Genomic DNA, 26028 nt, shown 5'->3' on the forward strand with positions numbered 1-26028 from the left:
GGAGCGCACTTGGGCGCGACCGCGGCGTAATGACGTGCCGCTCAAGTCGGTCTTCGCAAAGTCTCCATGAGGCCCTGCCGTGCTCAACTGACCTGACGCCCGCGGTCGCACCCAAGTGCGCTCCTACAAAGATCAGAAAGGCCCGGCCGGGGCAGCCTGTACAATGGCCCGCCAATCGCCAAGCCTGCCTCCATGTCCGCCACCCCCACCCACGTCAGCCTCGCCATCATCGGCGGTGGCCCTGCCGGCCTGATGGCGGCTGAAGCCGCGCATGCGGCGGGTGTATCGGTGGATGTGTTCGATGCCAAGGGTTCGGTGGGCCGCAAGTTCCTTATTGCCGGCAAGGGCGGCATGAATCTCACCCACGGCGAACCCAAGCCGGATTTCATCCAGCGCTACGGCAAGCGTGCCCGGGAAGTCGGCGAGTGGCTGGCCAGCTTCGATGCCGACGACCTGCGCGCATGGGCCCGCGGTCTTGGCGTGGAAACCTTCGTGGGCACCTCGGGGCGTGTGTTTCCCAGCGACCTGAAAGCCGCTCCACTGCTGCGCGGCTGGGTACGCCGGCTGCGCGAAGACGGCGTGCGCTTCCACGTGCACCATCGCTGGCTGGGCTGGTCCGACGATGGCGCCCTGCGCTTCGCCACGCCCGAGGGCGAACAACATGTGCGCGCCGATGCCGTGGTGCTGGCCATGGGTGGCGGCAGCTGGCCGGAGCTGGGTTCGGATGGCCAGTGGCAGGAACCGCTCGCCGCACGCGGCGTGGACGTCGCCCCGCTGGTGCCCTCCAACTGCGGCTTCGATATCGGCTGGAGCGAACACCTGGCCACCCGTTTTGCCGGCGCGCCACTCAAGCCGGTGACCATCCACCTGCGCGACAAGGACGGCCTGGAACACTCGCGCCAGGGTGAATGCGTCATCACCGCCGACGGCATCGAAGGCAGCCTGATCTATGCCTGGTCAGCGATCCTGCGCGATGCCATCGCCACGCATGGCAGCATCACCATCGAGCTGGACCTGGCACCGGACCGCCCCGTGGAACGTCTGCGCTCCGATCTGGCCAAGCCCCGCGGCAGCCGTTCAATGAGCGAACACTTGCGGCGGCAGACCGGGCTCAGCGGCGTCAAGGCGGCCCTGCTGCACGAAGTGCTCGACCGCGAGCAGTTCCACGATGCCGGCACACTCGCCCGCACCATCAAGCGCCTGCCGTTGCGCCTGCTGCGCGCGCGCCCCATCGACGAGGCCATCAGCAGCGGTGGCGGCGTGCGGCTGGAAGTGCTGGACCCGACCCTGATGCTCGACTTGCTGCCCGGCGTGTTCTGCGCCGGCGAAATGCTCGACTGGGAAGCGCCCACCGGGGGCTATCTGCTCACCGCCTGCTTCGCCAGCGGGCTTCGCGCCGGCCAGGGCGCGGCCGACTGGATCAAGCAAAACCCGGTTGCGGCCGATAACTGAGCATCGCGTCGCAATGCGGCGACGCCGCATTACATTATTTCCGCCAGCGGCCGATATACAGCCAAGCGGGTGCCATTCGAGGGAGCTGGCAGCACGATGATGGGGAACTGGTGGCGAGTATTCGGACGTGAACGCACGGCGGATTTACCGACGGCGCGCCCGGCTGCCCCCAGTGCCGGGCTGGCCGCGGACGCCGTGCCGGTTCAACCCGCCATTCCCTGCGACGAGATCGCCGAGCGTTTCTTCCGCTTCATCCTCAGCCAGCCGGTGAGCGCGGGCGACAACCCCAACAAGGTGCGCGAGCAGGCGATCCTGCAGCGCCTGCGGGACCAGTGCGAGAGCGGACGCTTCGACGTGCGTAGCCTGCCCCGCATGCCCACCGTGCTGCCGCAGCTGATGCGTGCCATGAAGAACGACCAGCTCAGCGGCTCGCAACTGGCCGACCTCATCAAGCGCGATCCCGTGCTGGTGGGCGAAGTCATGCGCGTCACCGGCAGCGTGACCTATCGCACCGCCCACCCCATCGGCAGCCTGCAGCACGCCGTGGTACTGCTGGGCCAGATCGGCCTGCGCCACGTGGTGACGTCCTATGTGATGAAACCCATCCTGATGGCCAGTGCCGGCACCAACGGCCAGCTCGTGGGCCAGCGCCTGTGGGATCACGCCGAACGTTGTGGCCATGCCGCGGTGTACCTCAGCAAGGGCCAGTGCGATGCCTTCGAGGCGTACCTGGTGGCCCTGATGGGCTACAGCGGCCTGGGCGCCGTGGGGCGCATGCTGGACCGGGAACTGCAACTCACTGAACTGCCCGCGAGCTCACCCGCCTTCATCGACGAATGCGTGCGGCTGGCCGCGCAACTCACCGTGCAGGCCGGACAGCACTGGGAACTTCCGCCGCCCGTACTGGAGGCGCTGGTTGAACATGCGGACCACGGCAGCGCCGCACTCGCGCTGCCGATGAGCCGCGTGCTGCACGTGGCCCAACGTCTGGCGATGTATCAGCTGCTCTCCGAGCAGGGCCTGCTCGACCGCGATTCCGGCTACGGCAACGACCCCATCGCCACCTTCCCGCCGCAGCTGCTGGCGCGTTGCCAGCAGGATCTGCGCAAGAGTTTCGACGCAGCCTGATTCGCCGTCGCGTCAGCGACCGGCGACGATGCGCTCGCGCACCTCGGCGGCGATGGCGAACGAACGGCAGCGCGCCTCGTGGTCGAACACGTTGGCGGTGACCATCAGTTCATCCGGACGATGGCGTGCGATGAACGCTTCCACGCCCTCTTTCACCGTGTCGGCATGGCCCACCACGGCACAGGCCAGTGCGCGCTCCACGCCGAATTTCTCGGTGGGCGTCCAGTAAGTCTCGATATCGTCGATGGGCGGCGGAATCAGGCCCGGCCGTCCGCGCCGCAGATTGATGAAGCTCTGCTGCTGCGTGGTGAACAGGCGCTTGGCCTCGGCATCGCTTTCCGCCGCGACGATATTGATGCCCAGCATCGCGTACGGCGCCTGCAGGCGTTTGGACGGCCGGAAATCGCGCCGATACAGCGCCAGCGCCTCGTCCATCGCATCGGGCGCGAAGTGCGAGGCAAACGCAAACGGCAGGCCCATCGCAGCGGCGAGCCGCGCACTGAACAGGCTTGATCCCAGCAACCACACCGGCACCGGTATGCCTGCGCCTGGTACGGCGCGCACGGCCTGCTCCGGCGTGGCCGGTTCGAAATAGGCGAGCAGCTCGGCCACGTCCTGCGGGAACGCGTCGGCGCTGTCGAAGTAGCGACGCAATGCGCGCGCCGTGGGTTGGTCCGTGCCCGGCGCGCGCCCCAGCCCCAGGTCGATGCGCCCCGGATAGAGCGATTCCAGCGTACCGAACTGCTCGGCCACCTGCAGCGGCGCGTGGTTCGGCAACATGATGCCGCCGGCGCCCACGCGGATGGTCGATGTACCACCTGCCACGTGACCGATCAGCACCGCCGTGGCGGCGCTGGCGATACCGGGCATGTTGTGGTGCTCCGCCAGCCAGTAGCGCTGGTAACCCAGCCGCTCGGCGCGACGCGCCAGGTCCAGCGTGTTGGCGAATGCCTGGGTGGTGTTGCTGCCCTCGGTAACGGGCGCCAGATCGAGTACGGAAAACGGAATCATGGGGATTCCTCGACGGGGAAGCCCAAGACGTGGGGTCTCGGGCGGTGAATACCAGCCCCTCCCCCGCCCCATGCGCACGCCCCGGACATCCCTCACCGCCACAGCCGCGCCTGACCCGGCAGGCGATGGCGCATGAAAAAGGCGGCCCGATGAGGCCGCCTTTTTCGTTCAACGCCGACGCAAGGGCTTAGCGCATGATGCCCGTATGGCCCAGCGAGTAGCGACCCGGCTGCGGCCACACCGCCAGACCGTGCGGCTCCTGGCCCACCTTGATGCTGCGCACCTGGCCGGTGGTGGTGTCGAAGGCGTAGACAACGTCATCGAAACGGCCCGACAGCCACAGGGTCTTGCCGTCCGCGCTCACGTTGCCCATGTCCGGGCTGCCGCCGCCGGGAATGCCCCAGTTGGCGACGACCTTCTGCGTGGCGAAGTCGACCACCGACACGCTGCCCTTGCCGCCGCGCGGACCGTGCACCTTGTTGGAGCCACGGTTGGCCACGTACAGCTTGGTGCCGTCACGGCTCGGGTACAGGCCGTGCGTGCCCACGCCGGTCTTGATGAAGCCGACCTGCTTGAAGCTGTAGGGATCGATCAGGTACAGGCCATCAGCCATCATGTCGGCGACGTAGAACGTCTTGCCGTCCGGGGACGAGCGGATGTCCTGCGGCATGCCCTTCTTGGACAGGTCCAGGTAACCCACCACCTTGCGGTTCACCATGTCGATCTTCGCCAGCTTGCCGGTGAATTCGCAGGTGAAGATGGCGAAGCTGCCGTCGATGGAAAACTCGGCGTGGTTGATGCCCTTGCACTCCGGCGCCTGCAGGCTGGAATGCAGCACCTGGGTGTGCGCATCACGGAAGTCCAGGCGTGCGAAGGCCTCGGCCACCACGATGGATTCCTTGCCGTCCGGCGTGAAGTACATGTTGTACGGGTCATCCACCGGCACCGCGGTGCCCGGCTTGCCGGTGGCGGCGTTGATCGGCGTGAGGCTGCCGGTCTTCTTGCGCTCGGCGTTGTTGGTGACCCACAGCGTGCGCAAGTCATAGGACGGCACCACGTGCTGCGGGCCCTCGCCCACCTTGAACTTGTCCACCACCTTGTAGGTGGTCGGATCGATCACGTACACGTCGTTCGAACGCAGGTTCGGCACGTAGATGCGCGCGGGGTCGTTCTTCACCACCGGGCTCAGCTTGCCCAGCCCCGCCTCGGTGTACATGTTGGCGGGGTTCACCACCGCCGGCATGCCGGGCACGGTGGTCACGGCCGAAGCCGCCAGGGCGGTGCCGCCCAGGCACGCTGCGGCAAGCGCGAACGGTGCGAGACGGAACAGACGGGAGGAGCGCAGGGATTTAGCGATGGCCATGGGTCACAACTTGGTTGAGTGATACAGGGGGAAGTCGTTCAGTGCGCCTGCGTGTCGCGACGCAGGGCGTTGGCGGTATTTACCACAATAGCATCCACGCCCAGCTGACCGAGGTCAGCCGAGGAGCGGCGAGGGTCGCCGCCGTAGACGCCGTCAGCCGTGCCCAGCTTCGGGCCGTGCTGCAGGCGATCCAGCCGTACCATCTGCGGAGCCACGGCGAGCTGCAGCGAGGTATCGGCCAGGCCGGCGTGCGTGCCGATCTCGTCGTCCTTGATGCCGTGCTGGCGCAGGATCTGGTTGAAGCCGTCCGACGAGGTGGCGTAGTACTCCGGCGGCACGATGGCGCGGGCCTTGCCGCCCCACGCCTTGTTCAGCTTTGCCGCCACGCGGTCCAGGTCTTTCTGGTAACCGCCGTGGTCGCCCAGGAACACCACGTTGCGGAAGCCGTGCACGGCAAAGCTCTGCGCGGCAGATTCCAGCATTTGCTCGAATGCAGTGTCCGATACGGTGATGGTGCCCGGGAAACGCATGTGCGAGCTGGGCGGCGCGGTATTGCCCTCGGGCACGTACGCCACCACAGGGGCCACCAGGGCATTGCCCAGGCGCTCGGCGATCTTCTGCGAAAGATAGGCCGCCCGCGCGTTGTGCTTGCCCACGGCAATGCCCGGGCCACTCTGCTCGGTGCCGCCGATGGGAATGATGATGGTGGTCTTGCCGGCCTGGACCTGGTCGCGGATCTCGGTCCACGTGAGGTCTTCGAGCTGCACCGTGCGCGGGGTCTGGGCCATGGCAGCTTGCGCGCCCAGCAGCAAGAGCCCGCACAGCAGGGCTCGCAACGACGGGTAAGGCATTGGATCGTCCTGAAAAACCAGACGCCAAGTGTAAAGCCCTGCCTGTAGGAGCGCACCCCGTGCGTGACCGCGGCCGGCCTGCGTCCCGGTTCGTCGCGCTCCCCACAAGCGTTACCGCAACAAGGGCTTACCCGCTACACAGGCCTTTCATGCCGGCCATGGTCTGTTCCAACCCAGCGGCATTTGCCCTCGCCCTGCCACGGAGCTGCCCATGCGTCGCCAGATTCTCGCCGTTGCCCTCGCCCTGTCCGCATCGATGGCCACCGTCTCGTCGTATGCCTGCACGCGCACGCTGTACGTGGGCCAGGACAACACCGTCATCACCGGCCGCAACATGGACTGGTCCGAAGACATGGACTCGAACATGTGGATCTTCCCTGCGGGCATCCAGCGCGACGGCAACGCCGGGCCCAACTCGCCCAAGTGGACCTCGCGCTATGGCAGCGTGATCGTTGCCGGCTACGACATCGGCAGCGTCGATGGCATCAACGAGAAAGGCCTGGTGATGAATGCGCTGTACCTGGCCGAAACCGACTTCGGCAAGCCCGACCCCAAGCGCCAGCACCTGGCGATCAGCCTGTGGGGCCAGTACATCCTCGACAACTTCGCCAGCGTGGACGAAGCGGTGAAGGTACTGGCGAAGGAGCCGTTCCAGATCATCGCGCCGCCGCTGCCCAACGGAAAGCCGCTCACCATCCACATGTCCATGTCCGACGCCAGCGGCGATTCGGCCATCCTCGAATACATCGGCGGCAAGCTGGTGATCCATCACGGCCACCAGTACAAGGTGATGACGAACTCGCCGGTCTACGACGAGCAGCTGGCGCTGAACACTTACTGGGAAGGCATTGGCGGCCTGAAATTCCTGCCGGGCACGAACCGCGCGGCCGACCGCTTCGTGCGCGCCTCGTTCCTGCTGGATGCCGTGCCCAAGAAGCCCGACCCCAACTACATCAAAGGCGTGCCCAACCAGAACTACCAGTACCAGGCCGTGGCCGAAGTGCTGAGCGTGCAGCGCGCGGTGAGCGTGCCGCTGGGCATCTCCACGCCGGACCAGCCGAACCTTTCCTCGACCATCTGGCACACCGTGGCCGACCAGAAGAACCTCACCTACTACTTCGACTCCGCCACTACGCCCAACACGTTCTGGGTCGACCTGCACAAGGTCGACCTGAAACCGGGCGCGCCGGTGAAAAAGCTCACCATGGCCGGCGGCAAAGTGTATGCAGGCGAGGTGTCGGCACAGTTCGTGGAAACGCCGTCGTTCAAGTTCATGCCGGCGCCGGCACCGTAGCGAAACCCCTCACCTGTAGGAGCGCACCCTGTGCGCGACCGCGGACTGGATGATGACCTCATGGGAGCGGTTGTCGCGTCAGGCTAGCGCCGGATCGAGAGGTGACTCTGCCACGGGACGGTCGCGCACAGGGTGCGCTCCTACCGTTGGAGCCCTGGCCGGGACGGTGTATGTGGTCTGGGTGAGGGCACGGTTCATGGAAACGCCGTCAGTCAAGTTCATGCCCGCGCCGGCACCGCAGCGAAAGCCCTCACCTGTAGGAGCGCACCTTGTGCGCGACCGTCCCGCGGCAGGATCACTTCACCGGTCTGCACACCACGCGAAGACCGGCCACTGATGTCACTGTGAATTCTGCGGTCGCGCACAAGGTGCGCTCCTACAGTTCAGGACTCAGCCGGGTGATTCGCACAGTCCGGGGGAAAAGCCGTCGTTCAAGATCATGCCGGCGCCGTAGTCACGTCCAGCGACACCTGCGGGGAACGACAACGGTGGGAGCGCACCCTGTGCGCGACTGCGGACTGGATGATGACTTCAGAGGTCGGTTGTCGCGCCAGGCGAAAGCCGCATCAAGAGGTAATCCTGTTGCGGGACGGTCGCGCACAGGGTGCGCTCCTACAATTCGCGCCTCAACCGGGCGACTCGCCCGGATGCCGCTCTTTCCACGCGGCAAGCGCTTCGCGATAGCGCCCCATGGCTTCGTCATAGAGATCGAAGATGCAGGGCACGCAGCCCTGGCCGCAGCAGTCTTCGTCGTCGGGGCGCTGCGGTGGCGTGGGCGATGGATCGTTGGAGGGCGCGCCTGCGCCCTCCGCCTTCGTGGTTTGCAGTGGATCAGTCAAATCGGGAATACCAAACAATTTTAGCCGGGCTTGCGGAATCGATAGACGAACTGGTCGGTATGACCGCGGATCGACTTGTCGAATACCTTGATGTTGTGCGGATCTTTCGGGTTGCGCAGCACGTCGCTCTCGCCATCGAACACGAAGCCGACCGATTCGACCTGCTTCTTCACGATGGCCGGGTCGATGCGATGCAGCGTGTCGGTGTCACGCATGCCCGAGCCGGCTTCGGCCACGTGGTCGATCACCACGAACAGGCCGCCGGGCTTGAGCGAATCGAACACCTGCTTGTCGAACACCACCGGATCGACATTGCCCATGAACTTGTCCGGGTAGTCGTGGTAGTTCTGCGACGTGAAGACCAGGTCAACCTTCTCCGGCGTCTTGAACTCCTTCGAGGGCACCATCAGCACGCCGACGTTGGAATAGTGCGGATTGGCGACCAGCGCCTTGGACGCCTGCACATCGGAGGTGGCCTCCTTGCCGTACTCGTTCGGCCACACCGCGTACACGCGCCCCTTGGCACCGACGATGCCGCTGAACACGCGGGTGAAGTAGCCACTGCCCGGGATCAGGTCCACCACCGACTGGCCGGGCTTCACCTGGGCGAAGGTCATGATGTCGGCAATCTTGCGGCGGTCATCAGCCCCGGTATCGTCCTTGCGGGCGGGGTCGCTGACGGCCGCGGTGACGTACGAGGGAACTTCGGTCGACGCCGGCGCAGCGGCCAGCGTGGCGGTGACAGGGAAAGCGAGAGCAACCAGCACGGCAAGGGCGGTGGGACGCATATCGAACTCCGTCTCGGATGTGGGGGCGCCAGTTTGCGCCCCCACAGGATAAACCGCGACACCCCTTTCGGCACGGGCACCCGTCGCGTTATTTCGCCGAACCGGGCCCCGCCAGCAGGGTCAGCAGCGCGTGCCAGTAGGCCACGTCGTCATAGAAGGACTTCACCGGCACACGCTCGTTCAGGCCGTGGGCGAAGGAATCGCTGTTCTTCATGAACATGCCATTCACGCCATACGTGGGGATGCCGGCGGCCCGGAAGTAGATGCCGTCGGTGGCACCCGATTCCTGCACCGGCGTAACCGTGACGCCCGGGCGGATCGTATGCACGGCCTTGGTGACGGCATCCACCACGTCTGGACGCAGCGGCGAAGCGTCGCTGGCCACGGCATGGCCGATCAGGGTGACCTCGACTTTCGGGCCCACTTGATCCTGCAGTGTCTTGCGCACCGTTTCGATGGCCACACCCGGGAACACGCGACAATTGATGTTGGCCGTCGCCGACTGCGGCAGCGCGTTGTCCGCGTGCCCCCCGCGCAACATGGTCGCCACGCAGGTGGTGCGCGTCTTGCCCACTTCCGACGGCTCGGCAGCGAGTACGGCAGCCGCCGCCGCGTCATGCGGATCCTTGGCGAAGTCGCGCATCGCCTGCCCCACCTTGCCCTGCGTCGTCGCACCCAATGCCTTGAACGATGCGATGGTGGTGTCGTTCCACATCACCGGAAACGCGTAACCCTGCACCTTCTTCAACGCATCGGCCAGCTCATAGATGGCGTTGTCGGCGCGCGGCAACGAGCTATGACCGCCGGGGTTGCGCGTGGTGAGCTCGAAATCCGCATAGGCCTTTTCAGCCGTCTGCAGGCCGAACACCAGCGGCTTGCCGTCTTCGCCGAGTTCGCCACCACCGGCATCGGTGTTGAGGGCGAACTCCGCGTCGACCAGGTCGCGATGGTTCTTGACCAGATCGTCCATGGTGTCCTGCGAGGTTTCCTCGTCACCGGTGTAGACGATGATGAGGTCACGCGTGGGCACGAAGCCGGCCTTCTTCAGCTGGATGAAGTTGGCCGCCAGCACGGTGACGCCGCTCTTGATGTCCTCGGTACCGCGCCCGTAGAAATAGCCGTTCTCTTCGATCAGCTTGAACGGGTCGCGCTGCCAGTCTTCCGGCTTGGCGGTAACCACGTCCATGTGCGCCATCAGCGCGATAGGCTTGCCGCCCTTGCCGGTGCCGCGGTAGCGCACCACCATCGCGGCGGTCTCGCCGTGCGGAATGATATGGATGTCCGAATCGGGAAAACCCGCCGCACGGAACTGATCGGCCAGGTAGTTCGCCATCACCGGCACCTGCCCCTGCCCGATCTCGGTCTTGAAGGCGATGAGGTGACTGAAGATATCCCGTGCACGGGCCTGGTTGGCGTCCAGTGTCGCCCCCATGGCAGGCAGCGCGACGGAACAGGTCAGCAGGGAAACGAACAGGGGCTTCAGCATTGGCGGCTCAGCAGCGTCGGAAGGAGACCGGAGTATGTCGCCTCCCACGCCTGTGCGACACCGCGCCATGGCTTGGGATCAAACGAAACCATCTGCGGCATCGCACCACCAGATGGCCGGCCTTGCGTGCCTCCCCGGCAGCAGGAGTAAGCTGCAGTCGCCGGCGCATCCCCAGGCCCGGCATCCCACATCGATGCAACATCACGCCGTCAGGAGGAAGAACATGGCTTTCTCTGCTCGCGCTTCCGATGCTCCGCTCGCCCAGATCAACGTGACACCACTGGTCGATGTCCTGCTGGTGCTGCTGGTGATCACCATGATCACCTCGCCCGTGCTCACCCACAAACTGAAGCTCGACCTGCCGCAACCGGGCACCGTGGACAAGGCAACGCCCACCGAAACCGTGCAGCTGTCCATCCATGCCGATGGATCGATGACCTGGAACGACAGCCCCGTCGATGCCGCGATGCTGTCCTCTCAACTCGCCGTGGCCGCACACCGGTCCGAACAGCCGAGCCTGCTGATCGACCCCGCGGACGGCGTGTCCTACCAGACGGTTGCCGACGTGATTGCCGATGCCCGGCGACAAGGCCTGCAGAAGATCGATTTCATGGGTTCGCGCTGAATCGAACGCATGGCCTGCGAAGGTGCCTGCGCACCTTCGCAGGAGTCGCGTGGCTCATGCCTGCGGCAAGGCGACCTCGCTCGATGCATCCAGCGTTATCCGGTGGACGGTGTGCAAGGGCCCCAGCTGATCACGCGCATCGAAAGTGACGTACTGAATTTCGTCGACCACCATCGACAACGGCGGCGCATCGAGGGCCGCCAGGCGCTCGCGCACCACGGCCGCAGGCACGCATTGGCGATACAGGCCCAGGGTAATGTGAGGCACATACGCCGCCTGCCTGATCTCGCGCGCCGCCTGCCCCAGGACACGTCGCCAATCCGCCAGCCGCTCCATGGGATCGCCCACGGGAACAAAGGCGGCGCTGGCGAAACTGTCCGGTCGAGCCAACGGCAAGCGGCACGAAGCGCCTGCGAAACGTTCCAGCGACGCCTGCTGCTGCGCCAGACCGCTGGCGGGAAAGTCATCATCCAACGGGCCCTCGCCCGGGAAGCCGCAGACATACAGGGTGAGGTGGGGCTGTCGACGGGGGCTGGGGTGGATCAGGTCGGCGAGCTGCGCGCGCGCCGTCTCGAGGTATCCGAGCAAGTCGGCATCCTGCACCGGCACCACCCAGACACCATAGCGCCGGCGTCCCCGGTGCCACTCGGGATAATCACGCAGGTCGGCAACCAGCGTTTCGGAGGGGCCCGCCTGAAGGTCGGAAAAGAGCATGACCTGATGGTACCGGTTCCCTCGTACACGCTGCGCCCCTGCGTAACGTCATGTCGCCGGCGCGCGCCCGGCCCGCTAAAGTGACCCGGCCAGACGCCCAGGAGAATGCCATGCCCCGCTCGCGTCATCCCGTACTCGCCGCCATCCTCTGGGGTGGCTTCGTCGCCGGCACGCTGGATATCGGCGCCGCCTCGCTCATCAGCGGCTACAGTCCCATGGTGATCCTCAAATACGTCGCCGGTGGCGTGCTGGGCAAAGGCTCCCTCGCCGGCGGGCCCGCGGAAGCCGCGCTGGGCATGGTGCTGCAGTGGGCCATGTCGTTGCTGATCGCCGCCATCTTCGTGCTCATCGTCGGCCGACGCGTGGCCGCCACGCGCCAGTGGCCCGTCTGGGGCGTAGCCTACGGCGTGGTGGTGTTCTTCGTGATGAACTACGTGGTGATGCCGCTCTCGGCGCTACAGAAAGTGCCGCACTTCAGCGTCTTCAGCTTCATCGCCAACTTCGCAGCGATGCTGCTGTTCGGCTGGATCATTGCGCTCTTCACGCGCAACAAGCTCGCTGGTTGAGGCTCGTCGCGCACATCTTGGCAGGAGCGCCCCCGGGCGCGATCGCGACAATTCAAACGCAAGGCAGGCCTGATGTTGCCATCGCGCCCAAGGGCGCTCCTACATTGCCGGCGTCGGATGCGGCACACTGGCGGCGACTGAACGCTTTGCCTGCCCGATGCCCTATCCCCCACACATCGCCACGCCTTCCGGCACCTGGTGCCTCTACCTGATCGAGTGCCGCGACGGCTCGTATTACGCGGGCATCACCAACGATCTCGATGCACGCTACCAGGCGCACGTGGACGGCAAGGGTGCACGCTATACACGCTCTCACCCTCCCCTGCGCCTGATCGGTTCGCGCGTTTATGAAAACCGTTCGGCGGCATCGCGTGCCGAGTGGGAGATCAAGCAGCTGCCGAAGCAGCGGAAGATTGCATACCTGACGGCGCCGGCAGGTTGAACGCCGTCAGGGCCGGAACCAGCCGTATACGAGATTGAGCAGGTCACCCGCGGTCGACTCCGGCCGGGTGTAGCCGCCGAAGAACTTCACGTCCCGGCCATCCCACAAACGCACGTAGGACACAGAGTGCGGCGGAACCGGGGCGCCCTCGGGAATTTTCGGCGGAGGCGCGGACCAAGCCTTGTTGGCCAGGCAGGTGAAGGCAGCGATGTCGCCCTTGTCCAAAGGCCGTGTTTCCAAGGCCTCCCATTGCTCGAACTTGTTGCGCACCACACGGTGCGTCACCAGTTGGGCGCGCTTGGCGAAACGTGCCCACAGCGCATCGTAATCGGAGGATCCCTCGCTGCAGCGGTGGATCTCCGCAGCACGTGCCCTGTCCAGATCGACGATCAAGGTCGTCGAACATCCCCAGCCCCATGAGGTCAGGGTCAGGCCACGCGATGGGCGTGGTGCCGCCTGGTGATCGTCGACCGGAAACCATTTGTCGTTCGCATCGGGCGGGTTCTCCACACCCTGCTTCACGACCGCACCAAATGGGCGGTGATCGCAGTCATCCTGAGCGACCGCCGCAGTTGCAGCGAACGCCAGCAGGCAAGCCGAAGCCCATACGCGGCAACGCTCCATGTCACTTTCCCTGTCCAGACCAGACCACGCATCCTACGTGATCCGGCCTGTGCAGGAACAGCAACGGCAGGCTGGCGATCAGGACGGCTTCTTCAGCATCGCCGTGATCTTGTCCAGCTGCTCGCGATATCCGTCCAGTGTTTTCGCGGTGACTTGCGCGAACTGGCTGGCCTCGTCCCAGCGACGTGCCTCGATGGCTTCGCGCACGCCCGGCACGGTCTTCACGCCGTAACCGGTGAGCATGCCGGGCGCATAGATCATGTGCTGGAACCACGGGCGCCCCGGCAAACCCTCACCACGGGTGAGCGCATGCTCCATCTGCCCCATCAGCGCGTTGACCTGCTCCTGCTGCGCGGCCGACAGTTTGAAGCCGGCGGACGCACGCTCGTTGTAGGCCACATCGAATGCCTGCGCGCTCTTCTTCAGTTTCTTCGCGGCATCGTCCAGCGGCGCGAGCTTGATGTCGGGCACATCGGAATCACGCTCGGGCGGCAGGATCGGACGCGTCGGGTCGGACACCAGCGCATAGGCATGCTTGTCCAGCAGCTGATGCTGCTGCTCGGTGTCCTTGCGGGTGTCCTCCACCAGCTTGTGCAACTGATCCACGTAGCGATCCAGCGTGTCGCTGAAATCGCCGAAGCGCATTGGCAGCACGCTGGCATCGGCGGTGCGCAGCACGATATGGCCGGCCACCTTGGACAGCGCCACGCCGTACTGGAAATCCGGATCGCCAAAGCGCACGTAGTGGTCGAACGTATCGTACGCGGAGTGATACACGCCGCCGCTTTCGTCCTCACCATTGAAGCCGATATCCAGCGAAGCGACGCCCACGTGCTGCAGGAAGGCACTGTAATCGGAGCCCGAGCCCAAGGCTGCGATCGGCACGTCGCCGCCCGCCGCGGCGAGCTTGGCGAACTCCTTGGTTTCCGCCTTGGCATCCTTGCTGCTGCCCTCGACCATCACATGCGCGCGCATGCGTTCGAGCACGCTGCCCTTGGTCTCCGGATCGGTCACGCTGCCTGCCACCTGGTTCACCAGATGCTGGAAGGAATGGCTGCCGCCCGCCTCCAGGAAGCCGCGCCCGTTGGTATCGGAGTTGAGGTAGAGCACGGCCTTCTGCCGGAGCTCGTCCGCATGCGTTTCGGCCCATTCGGTGGAACCGAGCAGGCCGGCTTCTTCGCCGTCCCAACTGGCATAGACCAGCGTGCGCTGCGGCTTCCAGCCCTGCTTGTAGAGCGTGCCGATGGCTTTCGCTTCAGCCAGCAAGGCCACGTTGCCGGCCAGCGGATCCCATGCACCGAACACCCAGCCGTCATGGTGGTTGCCGCGCACGATCCAGCGATCGGGCTCGGTGGAACCCTTGATGGTCGCGATGACGTCGTACACCGGCTTCTGGCCCCAGTCCGACAGCACCGTCAGGTGCACGGGCGCCGAGCTCGGTCCGATGTGATAGGTGATGGGCAACGCACCGCGCCAACCGCCAGGCGCCACCGGACCGGTCAGCGACTTCAGCAACGGCGTGGCGTCGGCATAAGAAATTGGCAGCACCGGAATCTTCAGGACGGTCTTGGCATCCTTCAGCGCCAGGCGCTTGGCGTCGGGCGTGGAGCCGATGCCGGGTGTCAGCGGGTCGCCGGGATACTGCTGCATGTCGGCCACCGAGCCGCGCTGCACGCCGTCTTCCGGGCGCCAGCCGCCCTTCGGATAGGTGTCGCCCTCGGCATAACCATCGTCGCGCGGGTCGGAATAGATCAGGCAGCCCACTGCGCCATGCTCCTGCGCCAGCTTGGGCTTGAGGCCGCGCCAGCCACCGCCGTAACGCGTGATGACGATCTTGCCGCGCACGTCGATGCCGCGGCGGGCGAGATCCTTGTAGTCATCGGGCATGCCGTAGTTGACGTACACCAGCGGCGCGCTCACGTCGCCGTCGCCGCCGTAGACGTTGTACGGCGGCAGCACGTCCTGCTTGATGGCGGACGAGGCATCGCCAGCCACGGCCGGCTCATGCAGCTTCGCGGTATACGGATGCGGTCCCTTCAGTTCCAGCGCCACTTTCTTCGGCGTGGGATAGAGCACGTTGAAGGTTTCGATGTGGGCATCCCAGCCCCACTCCTTGAACTTGGCCAGCATGAATTCCGCATTGGCCTTGTCGTGCGGCGAGCCCACCTGGTTGGGGGCCGAGGACATCTGCTTGAGCCACTCGCGCTGGTCGGCCGGATCGAGCAAGGCATCGAAGCGCTGCTCCAGGCTTTGCTGCGCGGTGGCACCGTCGGCGCTGAAGCCGAGCATGCCCGCGTCCTTGTGGCTGTTGTCATCCGCGGCCAGGGCGCCGCCCATGGAAGCGAGCAGGCAAGCCGCCAGCAGCGGCCGTATCGTCAAACGGGTCATGCGTTGTCTCTCCCCAGCGGTGGCACGAATGGTTACCGGCGCGCTCTCCCTTCGCGCCGACGTTCAATGCTGTCGCGACACTTATACCCTCTCACCTGTCCCACGGCGTTCGCCTAGGGCAAAAGTCATGCTTCCGGGATGCCGCCGCTCAGGATGCGGGCAAGCGCGACGCCTTCCATGCGGCCAGCCGCTCGTCAATGTAGCGATCCACCTCCGCCTCGGTCTTCAGTACCGGCATCACGTGCCCGGTGTTGCCCTGCGCATCGGGTACGGGCAGGCGCGACACCAGCTCGGCGTAGACCTGTTGCAGATGCGAAGGCTCGCCTGCCGCCGGGTTCTTGCCCTTGGAGGTGGGCGGCATCACGCCGGCCAGCGGATCGTCGGTGCGCGGCGTGGCGAGCGTGAGTGCATCGCCCACGTCGGGCGCCGCCGCGTCGCGGGCGGTCAGCGCCGCCACGCCCCAGCGTGTTTCCACCGTGCGCAGGATCGAGGTGTGGTCCAGCGCCATGCTGCCGGCGGGCACGCGGAACACCGTGCCGGCGGCAATCAGCGGCGAGATCAGCAGCGTGGGCACGCGTGGCCCGAAACGTTTGAAGTCGAAGCCGTATTCGCCAGCCGTCGCATCGGGCGGAACCGCGTTGGTCGGCGGCGGCACGTGGTCGTAGCAGCCGCCGTGCTCGTCATAGGTCACGATCAGCAGCGTCTGGTTCCACAGCGGGCTGCTGCGCAAGGCGGTATAGACGTCGTGGATCAGCTGCTCGCCCAGCGACACATCGTAGTTGGGATGCTGGCTGTTGCCGCTGGAACCCCAACTGGGTTCGAGGAACACGTAACTGGCCAGCGTGCCATGGGCAGCCGCCGCCTGGAAATCCGCGAACTTGCCGAAGTTGGCGTCCGGCGCATTCACCAGGTCGCTGTACGACACGCGCGTGAGCGGTTCGGCGTTGTAACCGTAGACGGCCCACGACACGCCTTTCTCCGACAGGGATGCATAAATGGTTGGCGCGGTGAATGACTTGGTGGCGTCATCCATATGGCCCTGCGACGTACCCGTCTGCGTGAACGCGCGATTGGGCAGCGTTTCGGTGGGCGCCGAACCGAACCAGTGATCGCATACGGCAAAGCCGCGCGCCAGCGCCGACAGCACCGGCAAGGTCTGCGGCGTGTGCATGCCCATGATGTCGGAGGCCACGGTGCCGGCCAGGATAGAGCGCTTCTGCTGCGCCTCCCACGCCAGCGTGGCGGCGAAATTGCTCACGAAACCGTTGTTGCCGGCCACCGGCGGCGTGGGCGCCGTGCTGCTGCCGAACAACTGCGCATTGGTGGCGCTGTAGCCCTCGCCGGGATCGGCGCCCGGCATGAAATAGGTGCTGGTGGTGCCCTGCGCGATGGGAAACACGGTCACGGCACCGCTCGCACCCGGGTTGCTCTCCTTGCCGGTCAGCCCTTCGAACGGCTGTCCGGTGGGCGATACATTGCCGGTATCGGCGTAGAGGTAGCCCAGCATGTGATCGAAAGAACGGTTCTCAAGCATCAGCACCACGATGTGGTTGATCGCAGACAACCGGTTCGCCTTCGGAGTAGCCATGTCGCCGCCTTGGGATTGCGGGGGGATGGGGCCTGTTTCGCCGGCCGGCCTGTATGCATTCCATCATCGCAAGGTGTCTGGTGCATTACCCGGCGGCCCTCGCGGCGCTCAGCTTCAGGCGGACTGAAGTTTCGCCACGCCACGCCGATAAAGCCCACGTCGCCTGATGAACCGGGCGCCGACCACCCTTCATGGCGGAACACGCATGCTGCAAACGGCACCGGACATCGCTTATCTCAAGGCCGCATGGGCCGCATTCGCGGGCATCAGCGGCGCCAACGCCCAGCAAAGCTACGAGGCGGCCGGCCTGAGCTTCACGCGCATCAACCACTCCACCCTGGTGCGCAAGAACAACGTTCAGGTGTCCACCATGCCTCTGCACTACACGCGCCATGACTTGCGCGTGGGCTTTCTTGGCCGCATCGAGAATGAAGTGCGCAAGGCGGTCAACGAGATGGATGCCGTGTTCTGGCGCGACCTGTGCGTGCCCGAAGGCCATCGCGTGGTGGTCGAGCTCGAAGAATGCCTGCGCATGCTGCGTCGCCGCGGCAACCGTTCGCTGTCCATCCTGATCCAGCCCGATGGTAACGCCTCCGACACCCGCGTGCAGGTGGAGATACGCGTGTTCCTGGACTCCCCGCGCGCCTGCCTGTACGCCCATGCGGCGGACGCCACCACCCATGGCTTTGTCGACCTGCTGGAAGATGTCCCCAAGCGCGCGCGCATGCCCCGTGCCCGCGACTACGCCGAGCTGGCCAGCCAGGTGAGCGCCACGCTGAACGAGGCCATCGCGGCCTTCCCGCGCGCCCAGCTGGCCGCCTGAACGGCTATTCGGCGGGACGTCTATTCGACAGGAATGTAGATATCCGTTTCCGAGGCCGGGTCATCCGGCCCGGTGAAGCGCTCGTCGTAACGCTCAAATTCCACCCCGGACCGCGAACGCAGCCCCAGCTTGGGCAGCAGGCGGGTATGGATGGCCTGGAAGGCTTCACCAATGCCCGCCACCACGCCGCGGTGGGTGAATACGCCGTACTTCTGCGCGGGCACCGTGAACTTCACCATGCCATCGGGCACGGCCGCATCGTGCGCCACCGGAATGCCCGCCACATACCGCAGCATGCCGTCCGGCATGGCCGCGCACACGCCATAGGCAATGCCGGGTTCCACATTGGGGCCCACTTCCTGCTCACGCGGCAGGAACCGGTCCCACAGCGCCCCGATGCCCGTGGGGCTGCGCGAGATGTACTCCAGTCCGACAACCGTAAAAGCGGGCAACGACACGATCCGATGATCCATGGGGGCGTCCCGGCGACAGCGATGAACGAAGCCCAAGCCTAAGCCACACGCCGCCCAGCACAAGGGGGATAAATGGGCTACGTGCGCCATTGGTCCCGATGCGTCTCGCCCCGTGCGGAGATGTCGAAACCGGCGGCCGCCGTTCGTCGCAAGGATAGACGCGGCCTTCGCCCCCGGCGGCCGAGGATGCGTCCACCCTCACACCGTCCCAGCGCCCGAGGCCCGTCATGTCCCAAGCGTCCCCCGTGATCCCTGCCCTGCTTCCTGTTGCCGAGCTGGTCCAGCGCAACGGCAGCAGTTTCAGCGGCGAAAGTCCCGAGTACCGCCATGCCCGCAACGCGTTGCTGGCCGAAGAACTGGAGCTGCGCCGGCACATTGAACGCGTGGCCGAGCAACGCCGCGCGCTGCCGCCAGGCCCCGAGGCAAAGGGCGACTACCGCTTCATCGGCGAACACGGCCCGGTGGACCTGGCCGGCCTGTTCGGCGACAGGCAGACCCTGGTGACCTACAGCTACATGTTTGGCCCCCAGCGCGAACGGCCCTGCCCCATGTGCACGTCGTTGCTGGGTGCATGGAATGGCGAAGCCCGTGATATCCAGCAACGCGTCGCCCTGGCGGTCATCGCCCGCTCGCCACTCGAACGCCTGGCCGCCTTCAAACAGGAACGCGGCTGGAAGGATCTGCCGCTGTATTCGGACCACAACGGCGAGTTCAGCCGCGACTACCACGCCATCGCCGACGACGGCAGCGACATCCCTGCGTTCAATGTCTTCACCCGACGCGATGGCCGCATTCGCCTGTTCTGGGCCGGAGAAATGGGCATGGCCACCGCCGACCCCGGCCAGGACCCGCGCGGCGCCCCGGACCTCATGCCGATCTGGACCATCCTGGACTGCGTGCCCGAGGGCCGCGGCACCAGCTGGTATCCGAAGCTGGATTACGGCAGTTGATCGACACGGAACGGGTCGCCACGCGGCGGCCCGTCCGGGTGATCCATCACCCCATCGTCTTCAGGCAATTGACCATCCACGCCTTGCCGAAGCGGTCGGTGAGCATGCCGAAGCGATGCGCCCAGAAGGTTTCGGCGATGGGCATGGTCACCTCGCCGCCTTCGGACAAGGCCTTGAATACGCGTTCGGCTTCGGCCGGGTTGTCGACGTCGATGTTCACGCATCCCCTGGAGATGGCCGCGTTCGGCGGCGCGTCCGCACCCATCAGGATGCTGTGGGGCGTTTCCAGTTGCGAATGCATCACGCGCCCGTGGGTTTCCGGCGGCATGTCCTTGGCCATGGGCGATTCGCCGTAGGTCATGCGCATGGTGATCTTGCCGTTGAACGCCTTGGCGTAGAAATCGAACGCTTCCCGCGCCTGGCCATCGAAATCGAGATAGGGAATGAACTTCATGCGGCGTCTCCTGCCTGGTGGGTACCGTGCGCCTCCCGGCCGGCCACGCGCACGCGGCAACCGCCATCGAGGTCACCCATGGAACCGCGCCAGTCATCAGGGTGGTCAGGCGCGCGGTTCATCAGAATGACGAACGCGCGTCTCATGGATCGACATCAGGCCACGCACCGGGCGAGCCCGGCGCCCGGCCGGGCGATCAGGCGCGGGCCATGCCGTGCAGTTCGGTATCGGCAATCACGCGGTTGCGACCGGTGCGCTTGGCGCGATACAGCGCGGCGTCCGCTTCCTTTCGCAACAGCCCCAGCTCGTAGCCGGAGCTGTCGGTGGAGGCCAGGCCAATGCTGGCCGAGAACGTCACCAGGCGACCATCGCCATCCACCGGGGTCGATTCGATGGCAGCGCGGATGCGATCAGCAATGGCCACGCCCTGCTCGCGCGTGCAATCCGGCAGCAGGATGCCGAATTCCTCGCCGCCCAGCCGGCCGAACAGGTCGGTAGGACGAAGCTGGCGCCGGCACAACGCCACGGTATGACGAAGCACCACGTCGCCCACGGCATGGCCGTGGGTGTCATTGATCAGCTTGAAGTGATCCAGGTCGATGGAGATCAGGCAGGCCGCACCGGACTTCCGCTCCGTCTGGTGCAGCACGCGATCGGCCTCGCTCACGAAATGCTGGTGGTTGTAGATGCCGGTCAGGCTGTCCTGGTACGACAGCATCTTGAAGCGCAGCTGCGAGCGCTTGATGCGGAACAGCCAGAACACGATGGATACCATCAGCATGATCAGGAAGGCGATGTAGAGCCGGCTGGTCTCCACCGCCTTGGTGTCCAGCTGCTGCTGCAGGCGCAGGATGTTGTTCTGCTTGCTCAGGCCTTCCGCCTCCAGCCGTTGTGCAAGCAGATGCTGCTGCACGGTGGCATAGGCCAGCGACCGGGCGCTTACGTCGTTGAGGTAACCCTTGTCCTGCGCCACGAAGTGTTCGTAGTAGGCCAGCGATGCGGCGGCGTTACCGCGCTTTTTCTCGACCTTGTAGAGCACCTCGTAGGCGTTCCTCACCCACTGGCTGACTTCGTCCTGGCCGCTCATGGACAGCACGGCCAGCGCCGCCTTGCGGGCGTTATTGTCGTCGCTCAGCTTTTCATAGGCCTGGCCCAGCTGCACCTGGGCCGCCCGCATGTGCGAGTAGTAGCCGTTGGCGTTGATGCCGGGCAGGATGCGATGGATCAGTTCCAGCGTCTTGGCGGGCTGGTCTTCGCTCAAGTAGAGATCGCCCTTGATCAGCATGAGCGTCTCGGCGAATACGGGTTGCCCGGCCGCGGTGCAGGTGTCGATCGCCTCCAGCAGCTTCTGGCTGGACGAGGTCAGCTTGCCGCTGTTGTTCAGCGCAGCGACTTCGATCGACAACGGGTTGCACAGGCTTTCGCCCGGGGGCAACGAATCTTCCATCATGCGGGCGTACTTGATGGCCAGGTCGCTCTGCTCCGCGAACATCATCAGCTGCGACAGGTTGGACAGCACGGTGAAGCGCGCGAGCCGGTCGCTGATGCTGGGCAGGTCCGAAGCCAGCTGATTGGCCAGGCCGAACGCATCCTCGTAGCGGTTGCCCAGGCCGTAGTTGTGCATGAGCAGGGCCGTGGCCTTCGCCTGCAGGGTGACATCGCCGGAGTGATCCATGATGTCCCGCAGCATGGCGTTGGCCTTGCTGGTGTCGCCTTCGAACGCCAGCTGCCAGGCATCCAGGTAACGCAGATACCAGCGCTGCGCCGAGGTCAGCTCCGGGGCTTCGTCGTGGATCTGCGCCAGCATGCGCAGGAAGCGCGGATGATCGGTGGTCCGCACGCCTTCCGTCTGTTCGAGAAACGCCGTCGGGTCGGAGACGACCTCGACGGCGTTTGCCGTGCCCAGCAGCGCGCAGGCCACCATGCCCGCCGAAGCGAGCCGTAGCAGAACCCTGTGCCACTGCCGGTGCATGCCGATGGCCTAGCCGTTGAGCACCGAAGCGTCGGGCTCCGTCGGCTGGTCCTCTTCCTCTTCCTCTTCCTCGGGGAAGGTCTGCGAGCTCTGGCTGCCGTACATGGAAAGCGGCGTACCGAACTCCTGCGCAAGCCACGCGCTGTCACCGGACGCCACGGCAGCCTTCAACGCTTCGGATGCGTCAGCCGCATCAAGCGTGTCGACCAGCGAATCACTCGAAGCATGACGCAGCGTGGCGTCCTGCCCGATGGCTTCAAGCCAATCCATCGTATCAGTCATACATTGTCCCCCTCGTTTTAGCTGTGATGGTATTGCAACGATCACTGCTCCCTGCGCGCCTCAATCGCACAGGCCTAGCTTGCCGAAACACGATGACAAGCGTCACCGTTTTCTCTGATCACGCCCCGCGCCAGCGGCCCTCTCCGCCGCGCCGGGTCACTCACGTCTTCAGGCCGGTTCGCCGGCCGCTTCCATGGCTTCCAGTTCCGCCAACCGGGCACGCACGGCCTGGTTCGGCTTCATCGCACGCGCCGGGGGCAACACCACGGTTTCCTCGGCGGTCAACTCGATATGCGGCAGTTCGCGCAGCGCAAAGCGACGGATGCGCGGCTGCTGGATTGGCAGCGTAGCCGCCCGATAGACGATCAGCTCGTGGTCGAGCGGATAGTCCTGGGCCAGCAGGTCCACGAACAGTTGCCGATAGGCCGGCCCCGTGGCACGGAACCGCGCCAGCGACTGGTCGCCCACATGCCCCACCTGCCACAGCACCAGATAGCCGGTGGGGTCGATGCGGCGTTCAAACAGCAACAGCTGGCTGGCCTCGAAATGCTGGCAGCCGAAGCGGCCGGGATCGATGCCCAGGTCCGCATAGAGGCAATCCTCGGCGGAAATGCCGGGCTCCATGTGGGCGTGGAATCCCTCGGCGCGGGCCACCTCGATGACCTTGTGCGGCGACCAGGCAAAGATGCCGGGATGCCCGTAGAACACGCCGCAGACGCGCTTGCCGGCGCGCACCTCGGCCATCATCACGGCGACCCACTCTCGGTAGGTGGTCGCGCGCGACTTGCCTTCGCGGTAATAGGGCTGGAGGCTGCGCACGTCCGCATGCATGCGCTGTAGCCAGGCTTCCACGATGCCATCGGACAGACCGGCAAAAACCACGTCCGACTGGGTGATGTGGCTGCGCGCCAGCGGCGTCAGGTGCGACCCCAGGGTCATGCCCAGCCCGACACACGCGAGGCTGCCGCGGCGTGTCTCTGTCGATGTCGACATCGTGGAAGGTTCCATCCGTCGATATTAAGGCAATTTTCAGCTGCCGGGGGCTCCATGCGGTCTATGACAAAGAGCTACCCGATCCAGGCTCACGCCGCGGGGTTGAACCATGGGCGCGAAGCGCTGCGAAATAGGCATGAAGCACGAGGCAGGCAGCAGAAATCGAGCCCCTTCGCGCAGGCAACCTTTCGATGCCAGCGGGGCACTCACGCAGGTTTGGACAGCCGGTGCGCCACCCGCGCCGGCGACCGGACAGATATGACAGCGTTGGACATGGCCGGTAAAACTCCTGGCTCTTGCGGCAGCCCGGCGGATACGCGCATGGTTGCCTGCCCGGACCCCCGGCCGACTGCCCCGGCACGGGCCGCCCGCCTGTCTCCCTCCACGTGCATTTCGAGGTTTACCGCAATGAACAAGCGCCTCATGGGTTCCCTGGCCACCGCCGCACTCGGCGTCGGCATGATGCTCGCCTCGCCCGCCTTTGCCGCGATCAGCCAGGGTGCAACCGCTCCCGCCTTCACCGCCCAGGCCAGCCACGACGGCAAGAGCTCCACCGTCTCCCTGGCGGATGCGCTCAAGAAGGGCCCGGTCATCGTGTACTTCTTCCCCTCGGCCTATACCGGCGGCTGCGACATCGAGGCACACGCCTTCGCCACCGAGGCGGCGAAATTCGCCGCTGCCGGGGCCACCATCATCGGCGTCTCCGCCGACTCCATCGACCGGCTCAACAAGTTCTCGGCCGACCCGAGCTACTGCGCCGGCAAGTTCCCGGTGGCTTCCGACCCGGACGGCAAGATCGCCAAGCAGTTCGACGTGAAAATGTCTGCCGCCGAACCCGGCGCCAAGGACGTGCAGGGTGAAGCCATCGAACACGGCTTCATCTCCCGCGTGACCTTCGTGATCGGCAAGGACGGCAAGGTGGCGGCGGTGTTCTCTTCCGAAGCCGACCACCTGCACCCGCAGGAGCATGTGAGCAAGTCGCTCGCCGTGGTGCAGCAGTTGCAGGCGGGCAAGGCGCCCTGAGGTTCGGGGCATCGGGGCAAAGGCGCTGGGTGACCAGCCCTTCGGCTGTTGAAAAGCGCCTCCCGCTTCCGCGGGAATGACGGTGAGGATACCGGGCCTCCACCAGCGCCTCACCGCGCCCCGTCACGGAATCGTCGCTTGCAGTCCCACGGGGCACCCGGCAAGCTTCCGCGTTTGACCAACCGGAGCCCCCATGTCCTCGCAAGAAACCATCATCCAGATCATGCCCGCCACGGGTTGGGTTGCCGTGTTCGACGAAAGCGGCGACGAGAGCGCGGAAGCGCTCGTGTGCTTCGCGCTGGTGGAGTCCGTGCAGAACGGCACCACGCGCCGTGACGTGCGCCCGATGCTGGTGAACGGCAAGCAGATCAGCTTCGCCGACGCCGCGCCGAACTTCCTGCGCGTCGAAGAACTCGAAACCTTCGAGGACGAAGAGGAAGAAGACGAAGAGGAAGACGGCGAGGAGTAATCCTCACCACTCCGCTTCATCCACGACGGCCGGCAGCCTTGCCGGCCTTTGTTTTTTCAGGGTGCCACTTCCACGACGACCTTGCCGCGCGCTTCCCGCCGCTCGATCAGGGCGTAGGCATCGGCCACGGAGGCCAGGTCGAAACGGCGCGGGTCCACGAACGGCGTGATCTTCCCCTCATCCGCCAGCCGCGCGACATTGCGCAGGATATGGCCATGGTGTTCGCGGCCTTCGCCTGTCAGCAACGGCAGCAGGGTGAACACGCCCGAATACGTGCCGGCGCGAAACGACAGCGGCGCCAGCGCATGCGTGCCCCAGCCCAGCGCGCTCACCACGTGGCCAAAGCGCTTCACCGCATTGAACGACGCATCGATGCCGCTGCCACCCACCGTGTCGTAGACCAGGTCGAAACCGCGTCCGCCCGTATGCTCGGCCACGTACTGCTCCACCGGCGTGTCGCGATCGATCGGCGCGGCGCCCCAGCCGCGGATCTGCTCCGCCTTGGACGCGCCGTCCACCGCGAAAACCGTGGCGCCAAAAGCGCGCGCCAGCTGGATCACGGCATGGCCCACGCCGCCGGCACCCTGCACCAGCACGGTCTGCCCGGCCTTCACCTGGGCGCGATCGACCAGGCCTTCCCATGCCGTGATGTACACCAGCGGCATCGCCGCTGCCTCGGGCACGCCGATACCGGATGGGCGTGGCGCGAGCAGGCGCGCGTCCGCCGCCTGGTATTGGGCCAGCGAACCGGGCACGCCACCGACGCCACCGGTCATGCCGTACACCTCGTCACCGGGGCGGAAGTCGGAAACGCCCGGCCCGACACTTTCCACCACGCCGGCCATGTCGATGCCGAGGATGGCCGGCAACGGCTGCGCCGCGTGACCGGCCTTGCCGGCGCGAATCTTCAGGTCGAGCGGATTGACCGCGCTCGCCCCCACGCGCACCAGTACCTGCCCGCGCCCCGGCACGGGACGCGGCACGTTGGCCACCTGGAAGGCGTCATCGTGTTGGGTGAGCAAGGCAGCCTGCATCGACGGAACAGCATTCATCGCACGGTCCTCATGATTCAGCGGTACGAACCCCGCATCGCCTCGCGCCCGTTGCGCACCAGCGATACCGGTTTGCGCAACAGTGCGCCCAACGGGTGATTCGACACATAGGCCGCGCGAATCAGCGCCATCAGCTGCTGGGAGTAAAGCGCGCACCCCACCAGCACCTGCAGCTCCAGCACGGCAAGAAACGCATCAATGCCCACGGAGTCGATGGCCAGCGCAGCGGGCGCTGACTCCGGGTGGCACAGCAATGCCAGTACCACCACCGTGGTGGCCACGCCAATCAACCACTTGCGTATGTCCTTGCGCCGCCACTCGGCCGACAGCGCCTCCAGCGTGAACCACTGCGGATCCAACCAGGCCATGACACCTCCT

27 protein-coding genes are annotated in these 26028 nt (G+C 65.7%); 10 read left to right on the plus strand and 17 right to left on the minus strand.

Going from position 1 to position 26028, the window contains the following annotated elements:
• Window positions 1-192: 192 nt before the first annotated feature.
• Entirely contained in the window at window positions 193-1452 is a 1260-nt protein-coding gene (locus H8F01_RS02725) for a TIGR03862 family flavoprotein (RefSeq protein ID WP_187057553.1), read from the plus strand.
• A 96-nt stretch (window positions 1453-1548) separates the two neighbouring features.
• Window positions 1549-2580 (plus strand): HDOD domain-containing protein, encoded by a 1032-nt coding sequence (locus H8F01_RS02730; RefSeq protein WP_187057554.1) that lies wholly within the window; start codon window positions 1549-1551, stop codon window positions 2578-2580.
• A gap of 12 nt (window positions 2581-2592) precedes the next feature.
• Here the strand turns inward: H8F01_RS02730 and H8F01_RS02735 are convergent, their stop codons facing one another.
• From H8F01_RS02735 to H8F01_RS02745, 3 genes are all read right to left on the minus strand, one after another.
• Window positions 2593-3591, minus strand: coding sequence for an LLM class flavin-dependent oxidoreductase (locus tag H8F01_RS02735; RefSeq protein WP_187057555.1), 999 nt, complete (start codon window positions 3589-3591; stop codon window positions 2593-2595).
• A 187-nt stretch (window positions 3592-3778) separates the two neighbouring features.
• Window positions 3779-4954 carry a YncE family protein gene (locus tag H8F01_RS02740; protein ID WP_187057556.1) on the minus strand — a complete coding sequence of 392 codons (1176 nt, stop codon included), beginning with the start codon at window positions 4952-4954 and terminating at the stop codon, window positions 3779-3781.
• A gap of 38 nt (window positions 4955-4992) precedes the next feature.
• The gene (locus H8F01_RS02745; RefSeq protein ID WP_187057557.1) at window positions 4993-5805 is read right to left on the minus strand and encodes a creatininase family protein; all 813 of its coding nucleotides are present in this window, start codon (window positions 5803-5805) and stop codon (window positions 4993-4995) included.
• Between the two features lie 211 nt (window positions 5806-6016).
• On the opposite strand from H8F01_RS02745, the gene H8F01_RS02750 reads away from it, so the two are divergent.
• A complete protein-coding gene (locus H8F01_RS02750) occupies window positions 6017-7099 on the plus strand; it encodes a linear amide C-N hydrolase (RefSeq protein ID WP_187057558.1) in 1083 nt (360 codons plus the stop codon).
• Window positions 7100-7725: 626 nt separating this feature from the next.
• Here H8F01_RS02750 and H8F01_RS02755 read toward each other — a convergent pair.
• From H8F01_RS02755 to H8F01_RS02765, 3 genes are all read right to left on the minus strand, one after another.
• Window positions 7726-7938: an oxidoreductase-like domain-containing protein gene (locus H8F01_RS02755; RefSeq protein ID WP_238481123.1), complete on the minus strand. Its 213-nt coding sequence runs from the start codon at window positions 7936-7938 to the stop codon at window positions 7726-7728.
• A gap of 20 nt (window positions 7939-7958) precedes the next feature.
• Window positions 7959-8726 carry a class I SAM-dependent methyltransferase gene (locus tag H8F01_RS02760; protein ID WP_187057559.1) on the minus strand — a complete coding sequence of 256 codons (768 nt, stop codon included), beginning with the start codon at window positions 8724-8726 and terminating at the stop codon, window positions 7959-7961.
• A gap of 88 nt (window positions 8727-8814) precedes the next feature.
• Window positions 8815-10212 carry a M20/M25/M40 family metallo-hydrolase gene (locus H8F01_RS02765; RefSeq protein WP_187057560.1) on the minus strand — a complete coding sequence of 466 codons (1398 nt, stop codon included), beginning with the start codon at window positions 10210-10212 and terminating at the stop codon, window positions 8815-8817.
• A gap of 223 nt (window positions 10213-10435) precedes the next feature.
• Here H8F01_RS02765 and H8F01_RS02770 point away from each other — a divergent pair, with 223 nt between their 5' ends.
• On the plus strand, window positions 10436-10837 hold the full coding sequence (locus H8F01_RS02770) for an ExbD/TolR family protein (RefSeq protein ID WP_187057561.1): 402 nt from the start codon (window positions 10436-10438) through the stop codon (window positions 10835-10837).
• A 54-nt stretch (window positions 10838-10891) separates the two neighbouring features.
• On the opposite strand, the gene H8F01_RS02775 is transcribed toward H8F01_RS02770, so the two are convergent.
• Entirely contained in the window at window positions 10892-11551 is a 660-nt protein-coding gene (locus H8F01_RS02775; protein ID WP_187057562.1) for a 2'-5' RNA ligase family protein, read from the minus strand.
• A gap of 110 nt (window positions 11552-11661) precedes the next feature.
• On the opposite strand from H8F01_RS02775, the gene H8F01_RS02780 reads away from it, so the two are divergent.
• Both H8F01_RS02780 and H8F01_RS02785 read left to right on the plus strand, forming a co-directional pair.
• Complete coding sequence (locus H8F01_RS02780) at window positions 11662-12117, plus strand: hypothetical protein (protein ID WP_187057563.1); 456 nt, start codon at window positions 11662-11664, stop codon at window positions 12115-12117.
• 157 nt (window positions 12118-12274) lie between these two features.
• The gene (locus H8F01_RS02785; RefSeq protein ID WP_187057564.1) at window positions 12275-12559 is read left to right on the plus strand and encodes a GIY-YIG nuclease family protein; all 285 of its coding nucleotides are present in this window, start codon (window positions 12275-12277) and stop codon (window positions 12557-12559) included.
• 6 nt (window positions 12560-12565) lie between these two features.
• Here the strand turns inward: H8F01_RS02785 and H8F01_RS02790 are convergent, their stop codons facing one another.
• From H8F01_RS02790 to H8F01_RS02800, 3 genes are all read right to left on the minus strand, one after another.
• Complete coding sequence (locus H8F01_RS02790; protein ID WP_187057565.1) at window positions 12566-13183, minus strand: hypothetical protein; 618 nt, start codon at window positions 13181-13183, stop codon at window positions 12566-12568.
• A gap of 78 nt (window positions 13184-13261) precedes the next feature.
• Window positions 13262-15571: a transferrin receptor-like dimerization domain-containing protein gene (locus H8F01_RS02795; protein WP_187057566.1), complete on the minus strand. Its 2310-nt coding sequence runs from the start codon at window positions 15569-15571 to the stop codon at window positions 13262-13264.
• A gap of 148 nt (window positions 15572-15719) precedes the next feature.
• Window positions 15720-17159 carry an alkaline phosphatase family protein gene (locus H8F01_RS02800; RefSeq protein WP_187057567.1) on the minus strand — a complete coding sequence of 480 codons (1440 nt, stop codon included), beginning with the start codon at window positions 17157-17159 and terminating at the stop codon, window positions 15720-15722.
• Between the two features lie 205 nt (window positions 17160-17364).
• Here H8F01_RS02800 and H8F01_RS02805 point away from each other — a divergent pair, with 205 nt between their 5' ends.
• Window positions 17365-17982: a hypothetical protein gene (locus H8F01_RS02805; protein ID WP_187057568.1), complete on the plus strand. Its 618-nt coding sequence runs from the start codon at window positions 17365-17367 to the stop codon at window positions 17980-17982.
• 20 nt (window positions 17983-18002) lie between these two features.
• On the opposite strand, the gene H8F01_RS02810 is transcribed toward H8F01_RS02805, so the two are convergent.
• The gene (locus H8F01_RS02810) at window positions 18003-18455 is read right to left on the minus strand and encodes a GyrI-like domain-containing protein (RefSeq protein WP_187057569.1); all 453 of its coding nucleotides are present in this window, start codon (window positions 18453-18455) and stop codon (window positions 18003-18005) included.
• Between the two features lie 227 nt (window positions 18456-18682).
• Here H8F01_RS02810 and H8F01_RS02815 point away from each other — a divergent pair, with 227 nt between their 5' ends.
• On the plus strand, window positions 18683-19405 hold the full coding sequence (locus tag H8F01_RS02815; RefSeq protein WP_187057570.1) for a DUF899 family protein: 723 nt from the start codon (window positions 18683-18685) through the stop codon (window positions 19403-19405).
• A 46-nt stretch (window positions 19406-19451) separates the two neighbouring features.
• Here H8F01_RS02815 and H8F01_RS02820 read toward each other — a convergent pair whose 3' ends face one another.
• The 4 genes from H8F01_RS02820 to H8F01_RS02835 all read right to left on the minus strand — a co-directional run bounded on the left by H8F01_RS02820 (window position 19452) and on the right by H8F01_RS02835 (window position 23106).
• Window positions 19452-19859 carry a VOC family protein gene (locus H8F01_RS02820; RefSeq protein ID WP_187057571.1) on the minus strand — a complete coding sequence of 136 codons (408 nt, stop codon included), beginning with the start codon at window positions 19857-19859 and terminating at the stop codon, window positions 19452-19454.
• Between the two features lie 196 nt (window positions 19860-20055).
• Window positions 20056-21831: a tetratricopeptide repeat-containing diguanylate cyclase gene (locus H8F01_RS02825; RefSeq protein WP_187057572.1), complete on the minus strand. Its 1776-nt coding sequence runs from the start codon at window positions 21829-21831 to the stop codon at window positions 20056-20058.
• A 9-nt stretch (window positions 21832-21840) separates the two neighbouring features.
• On the minus strand, window positions 21841-22113 hold the full coding sequence (locus H8F01_RS02830) for a hypothetical protein (protein ID WP_187057573.1): 273 nt from the start codon (window positions 22111-22113) through the stop codon (window positions 21841-21843).
• Between the two features lie 168 nt (window positions 22114-22281).
• Window positions 22282-23106: an SAM-dependent methyltransferase gene (locus tag H8F01_RS02835; RefSeq protein ID WP_187057574.1), complete on the minus strand. Its 825-nt coding sequence runs from the start codon at window positions 23104-23106 to the stop codon at window positions 22282-22284.
• Window positions 23107-23514: 408 nt separating this feature from the next.
• Here H8F01_RS02835 and H8F01_RS02840 point away from each other — a divergent pair, with 408 nt between their 5' ends.
• Both H8F01_RS02840 and H8F01_RS02845 read left to right on the plus strand, forming a co-directional pair.
• Window positions 23515-24129 carry a peroxiredoxin gene (locus H8F01_RS02840; RefSeq protein WP_187057575.1) on the plus strand — a complete coding sequence of 205 codons (615 nt, stop codon included), beginning with the start codon at window positions 23515-23517 and terminating at the stop codon, window positions 24127-24129.
• Between the two features lie 193 nt (window positions 24130-24322).
• Window positions 24323-24598, plus strand: coding sequence for a hypothetical protein (locus H8F01_RS02845; protein ID WP_187057576.1), 276 nt, complete (start codon window positions 24323-24325; stop codon window positions 24596-24598).
• 56 nt (window positions 24599-24654) lie between these two features.
• On the opposite strand, the gene H8F01_RS02850 is transcribed toward H8F01_RS02845, so the two are convergent.
• Both H8F01_RS02850 and H8F01_RS02855 read right to left on the minus strand, forming a co-directional pair.
• Complete coding sequence (locus H8F01_RS02850; RefSeq protein ID WP_187057577.1) at window positions 24655-25650, minus strand: zinc-dependent alcohol dehydrogenase family protein; 996 nt, start codon at window positions 25648-25650, stop codon at window positions 24655-24657.
• Between the two features lie 17 nt (window positions 25651-25667).
• Entirely contained in the window at window positions 25668-26018 is a 351-nt protein-coding gene (locus tag H8F01_RS02855; protein WP_187057578.1) for a hypothetical protein, read from the minus strand.
• Window positions 26019-26028: the final 10 nt, after the last annotated feature.

This window comes from Dyella telluris (assembly GCF_014297575.1).
In the GTDB taxonomy this organism is placed as follows: Bacteria; Pseudomonadota; Gammaproteobacteria; order Xanthomonadales; family Rhodanobacteraceae; genus Dyella; species Dyella telluris.

Coding starts and splice junctions, on each gene's coding strand:
- H8F01_RS02730 (WP_187057554.1), top strand. CDS start 1,549: ATGATGGGGAACTGGTGGCGAGTATTCGGACGTGAACGCACGGCGGAT.
- H8F01_RS02765 (WP_187057560.1), bottom strand. CDS start 10,212: ATGCTGAAGCCCCTGTTCGTTTCCCTGCTGACCTGTTCCGTCGCGCTG.
- H8F01_RS02785 (WP_187057564.1), top strand. CDS start 12,275: ATGCCCTATCCCCCACACATCGCCACGCCTTCCGGCACCTGGTGCCTC.
- H8F01_RS02840 (WP_187057575.1), top strand. CDS start 23,515: ATGAACAAGCGCCTCATGGGTTCCCTGGCCACCGCCGCACTCGGCGTC.
- H8F01_RS02725 (WP_187057553.1), top strand. CDS start 193: ATGTCCGCCACCCCCACCCACGTCAGCCTCGCCATCATCGGCGGTGGC.
- H8F01_RS02790 (WP_187057565.1), bottom strand. CDS start 13,183: ATGGAGCGTTGCCGCGTATGGGCTTCGGCTTGCCTGCTGGCGTTCGCT.
- H8F01_RS02815 (WP_187057570.1), top strand. CDS start 18,683: ATGTCCCAAGCGTCCCCCGTGATCCCTGCCCTGCTTCCTGTTGCCGAG.
- H8F01_RS02805 (WP_187057568.1), top strand. CDS start 17,365: ATGCTGCAAACGGCACCGGACATCGCTTATCTCAAGGCCGCATGGGCC.
- H8F01_RS02795 (WP_187057566.1), bottom strand. CDS start 15,571: ATGACCCGTTTGACGATACGGCCGCTGCTGGCGGCTTGCCTGCTCGCT.
- H8F01_RS02780 (WP_187057563.1), top strand. CDS start 11,662: ATGCCCCGCTCGCGTCATCCCGTACTCGCCGCCATCCTCTGGGGTGGC.
- H8F01_RS02825 (WP_187057572.1), bottom strand. CDS start 21,831: ATGCACCGGCAGTGGCACAGGGTTCTGCTACGGCTCGCTTCGGCGGGC.
- H8F01_RS02820 (WP_187057571.1), bottom strand. CDS start 19,859: ATGAAGTTCATTCCCTATCTCGATTTCGATGGCCAGGCGCGGGAAGCG.
- H8F01_RS02735 (WP_187057555.1), bottom strand. CDS start 3,591: ATGATTCCGTTTTCCGTACTCGATCTGGCGCCCGTTACCGAGGGCAGC.
- H8F01_RS02845 (WP_187057576.1), top strand. CDS start 24,323: ATGTCCTCGCAAGAAACCATCATCCAGATCATGCCCGCCACGGGTTGG.
- H8F01_RS02810 (WP_187057569.1), bottom strand. CDS start 18,455: ATGGATCATCGGATCGTGTCGTTGCCCGCTTTTACGGTTGTCGGACTG.
- H8F01_RS02850 (WP_187057577.1), bottom strand. CDS start 25,650: ATGAATGCTGTTCCGTCGATGCAGGCTGCCTTGCTCACCCAACACGAT.
- H8F01_RS02750 (WP_187057558.1), top strand. CDS start 6,017: ATGCGTCGCCAGATTCTCGCCGTTGCCCTCGCCCTGTCCGCATCGATG.
- H8F01_RS02835 (WP_187057574.1), bottom strand. CDS start 23,106: ATGTCGACATCGACAGAGACACGCCGCGGCAGCCTCGCGTGTGTCGGG.
- H8F01_RS02760 (WP_187057559.1), bottom strand. CDS start 8,726: ATGCGTCCCACCGCCCTTGCCGTGCTGGTTGCTCTCGCTTTCCCTGTC.
- H8F01_RS02855 (WP_187057578.1), bottom strand. CDS start 26,018: ATGGCCTGGTTGGATCCGCAGTGGTTCACGCTGGAGGCGCTGTCGGCC.
- H8F01_RS02770 (WP_187057561.1), top strand. CDS start 10,436: ATGGCTTTCTCTGCTCGCGCTTCCGATGCTCCGCTCGCCCAGATCAAC.
- H8F01_RS02775 (WP_187057562.1), bottom strand. CDS start 11,551: ATGCTCTTTTCCGACCTTCAGGCGGGCCCCTCCGAAACGCTGGTTGCC.
- H8F01_RS02740 (WP_187057556.1), bottom strand. CDS start 4,954: ATGGCCATCGCTAAATCCCTGCGCTCCTCCCGTCTGTTCCGTCTCGCA.
- H8F01_RS02800 (WP_187057567.1), bottom strand. CDS start 17,159: ATGGCTACTCCGAAGGCGAACCGGTTGTCTGCGATCAACCACATCGTG.
- H8F01_RS02745 (WP_187057557.1), bottom strand. CDS start 5,805: ATGCCTTACCCGTCGTTGCGAGCCCTGCTGTGCGGGCTCTTGCTGCTG.
- H8F01_RS02830 (WP_187057573.1), bottom strand. CDS start 22,113: ATGACTGATACGATGGATTGGCTTGAAGCCATCGGGCAGGACGCCACG.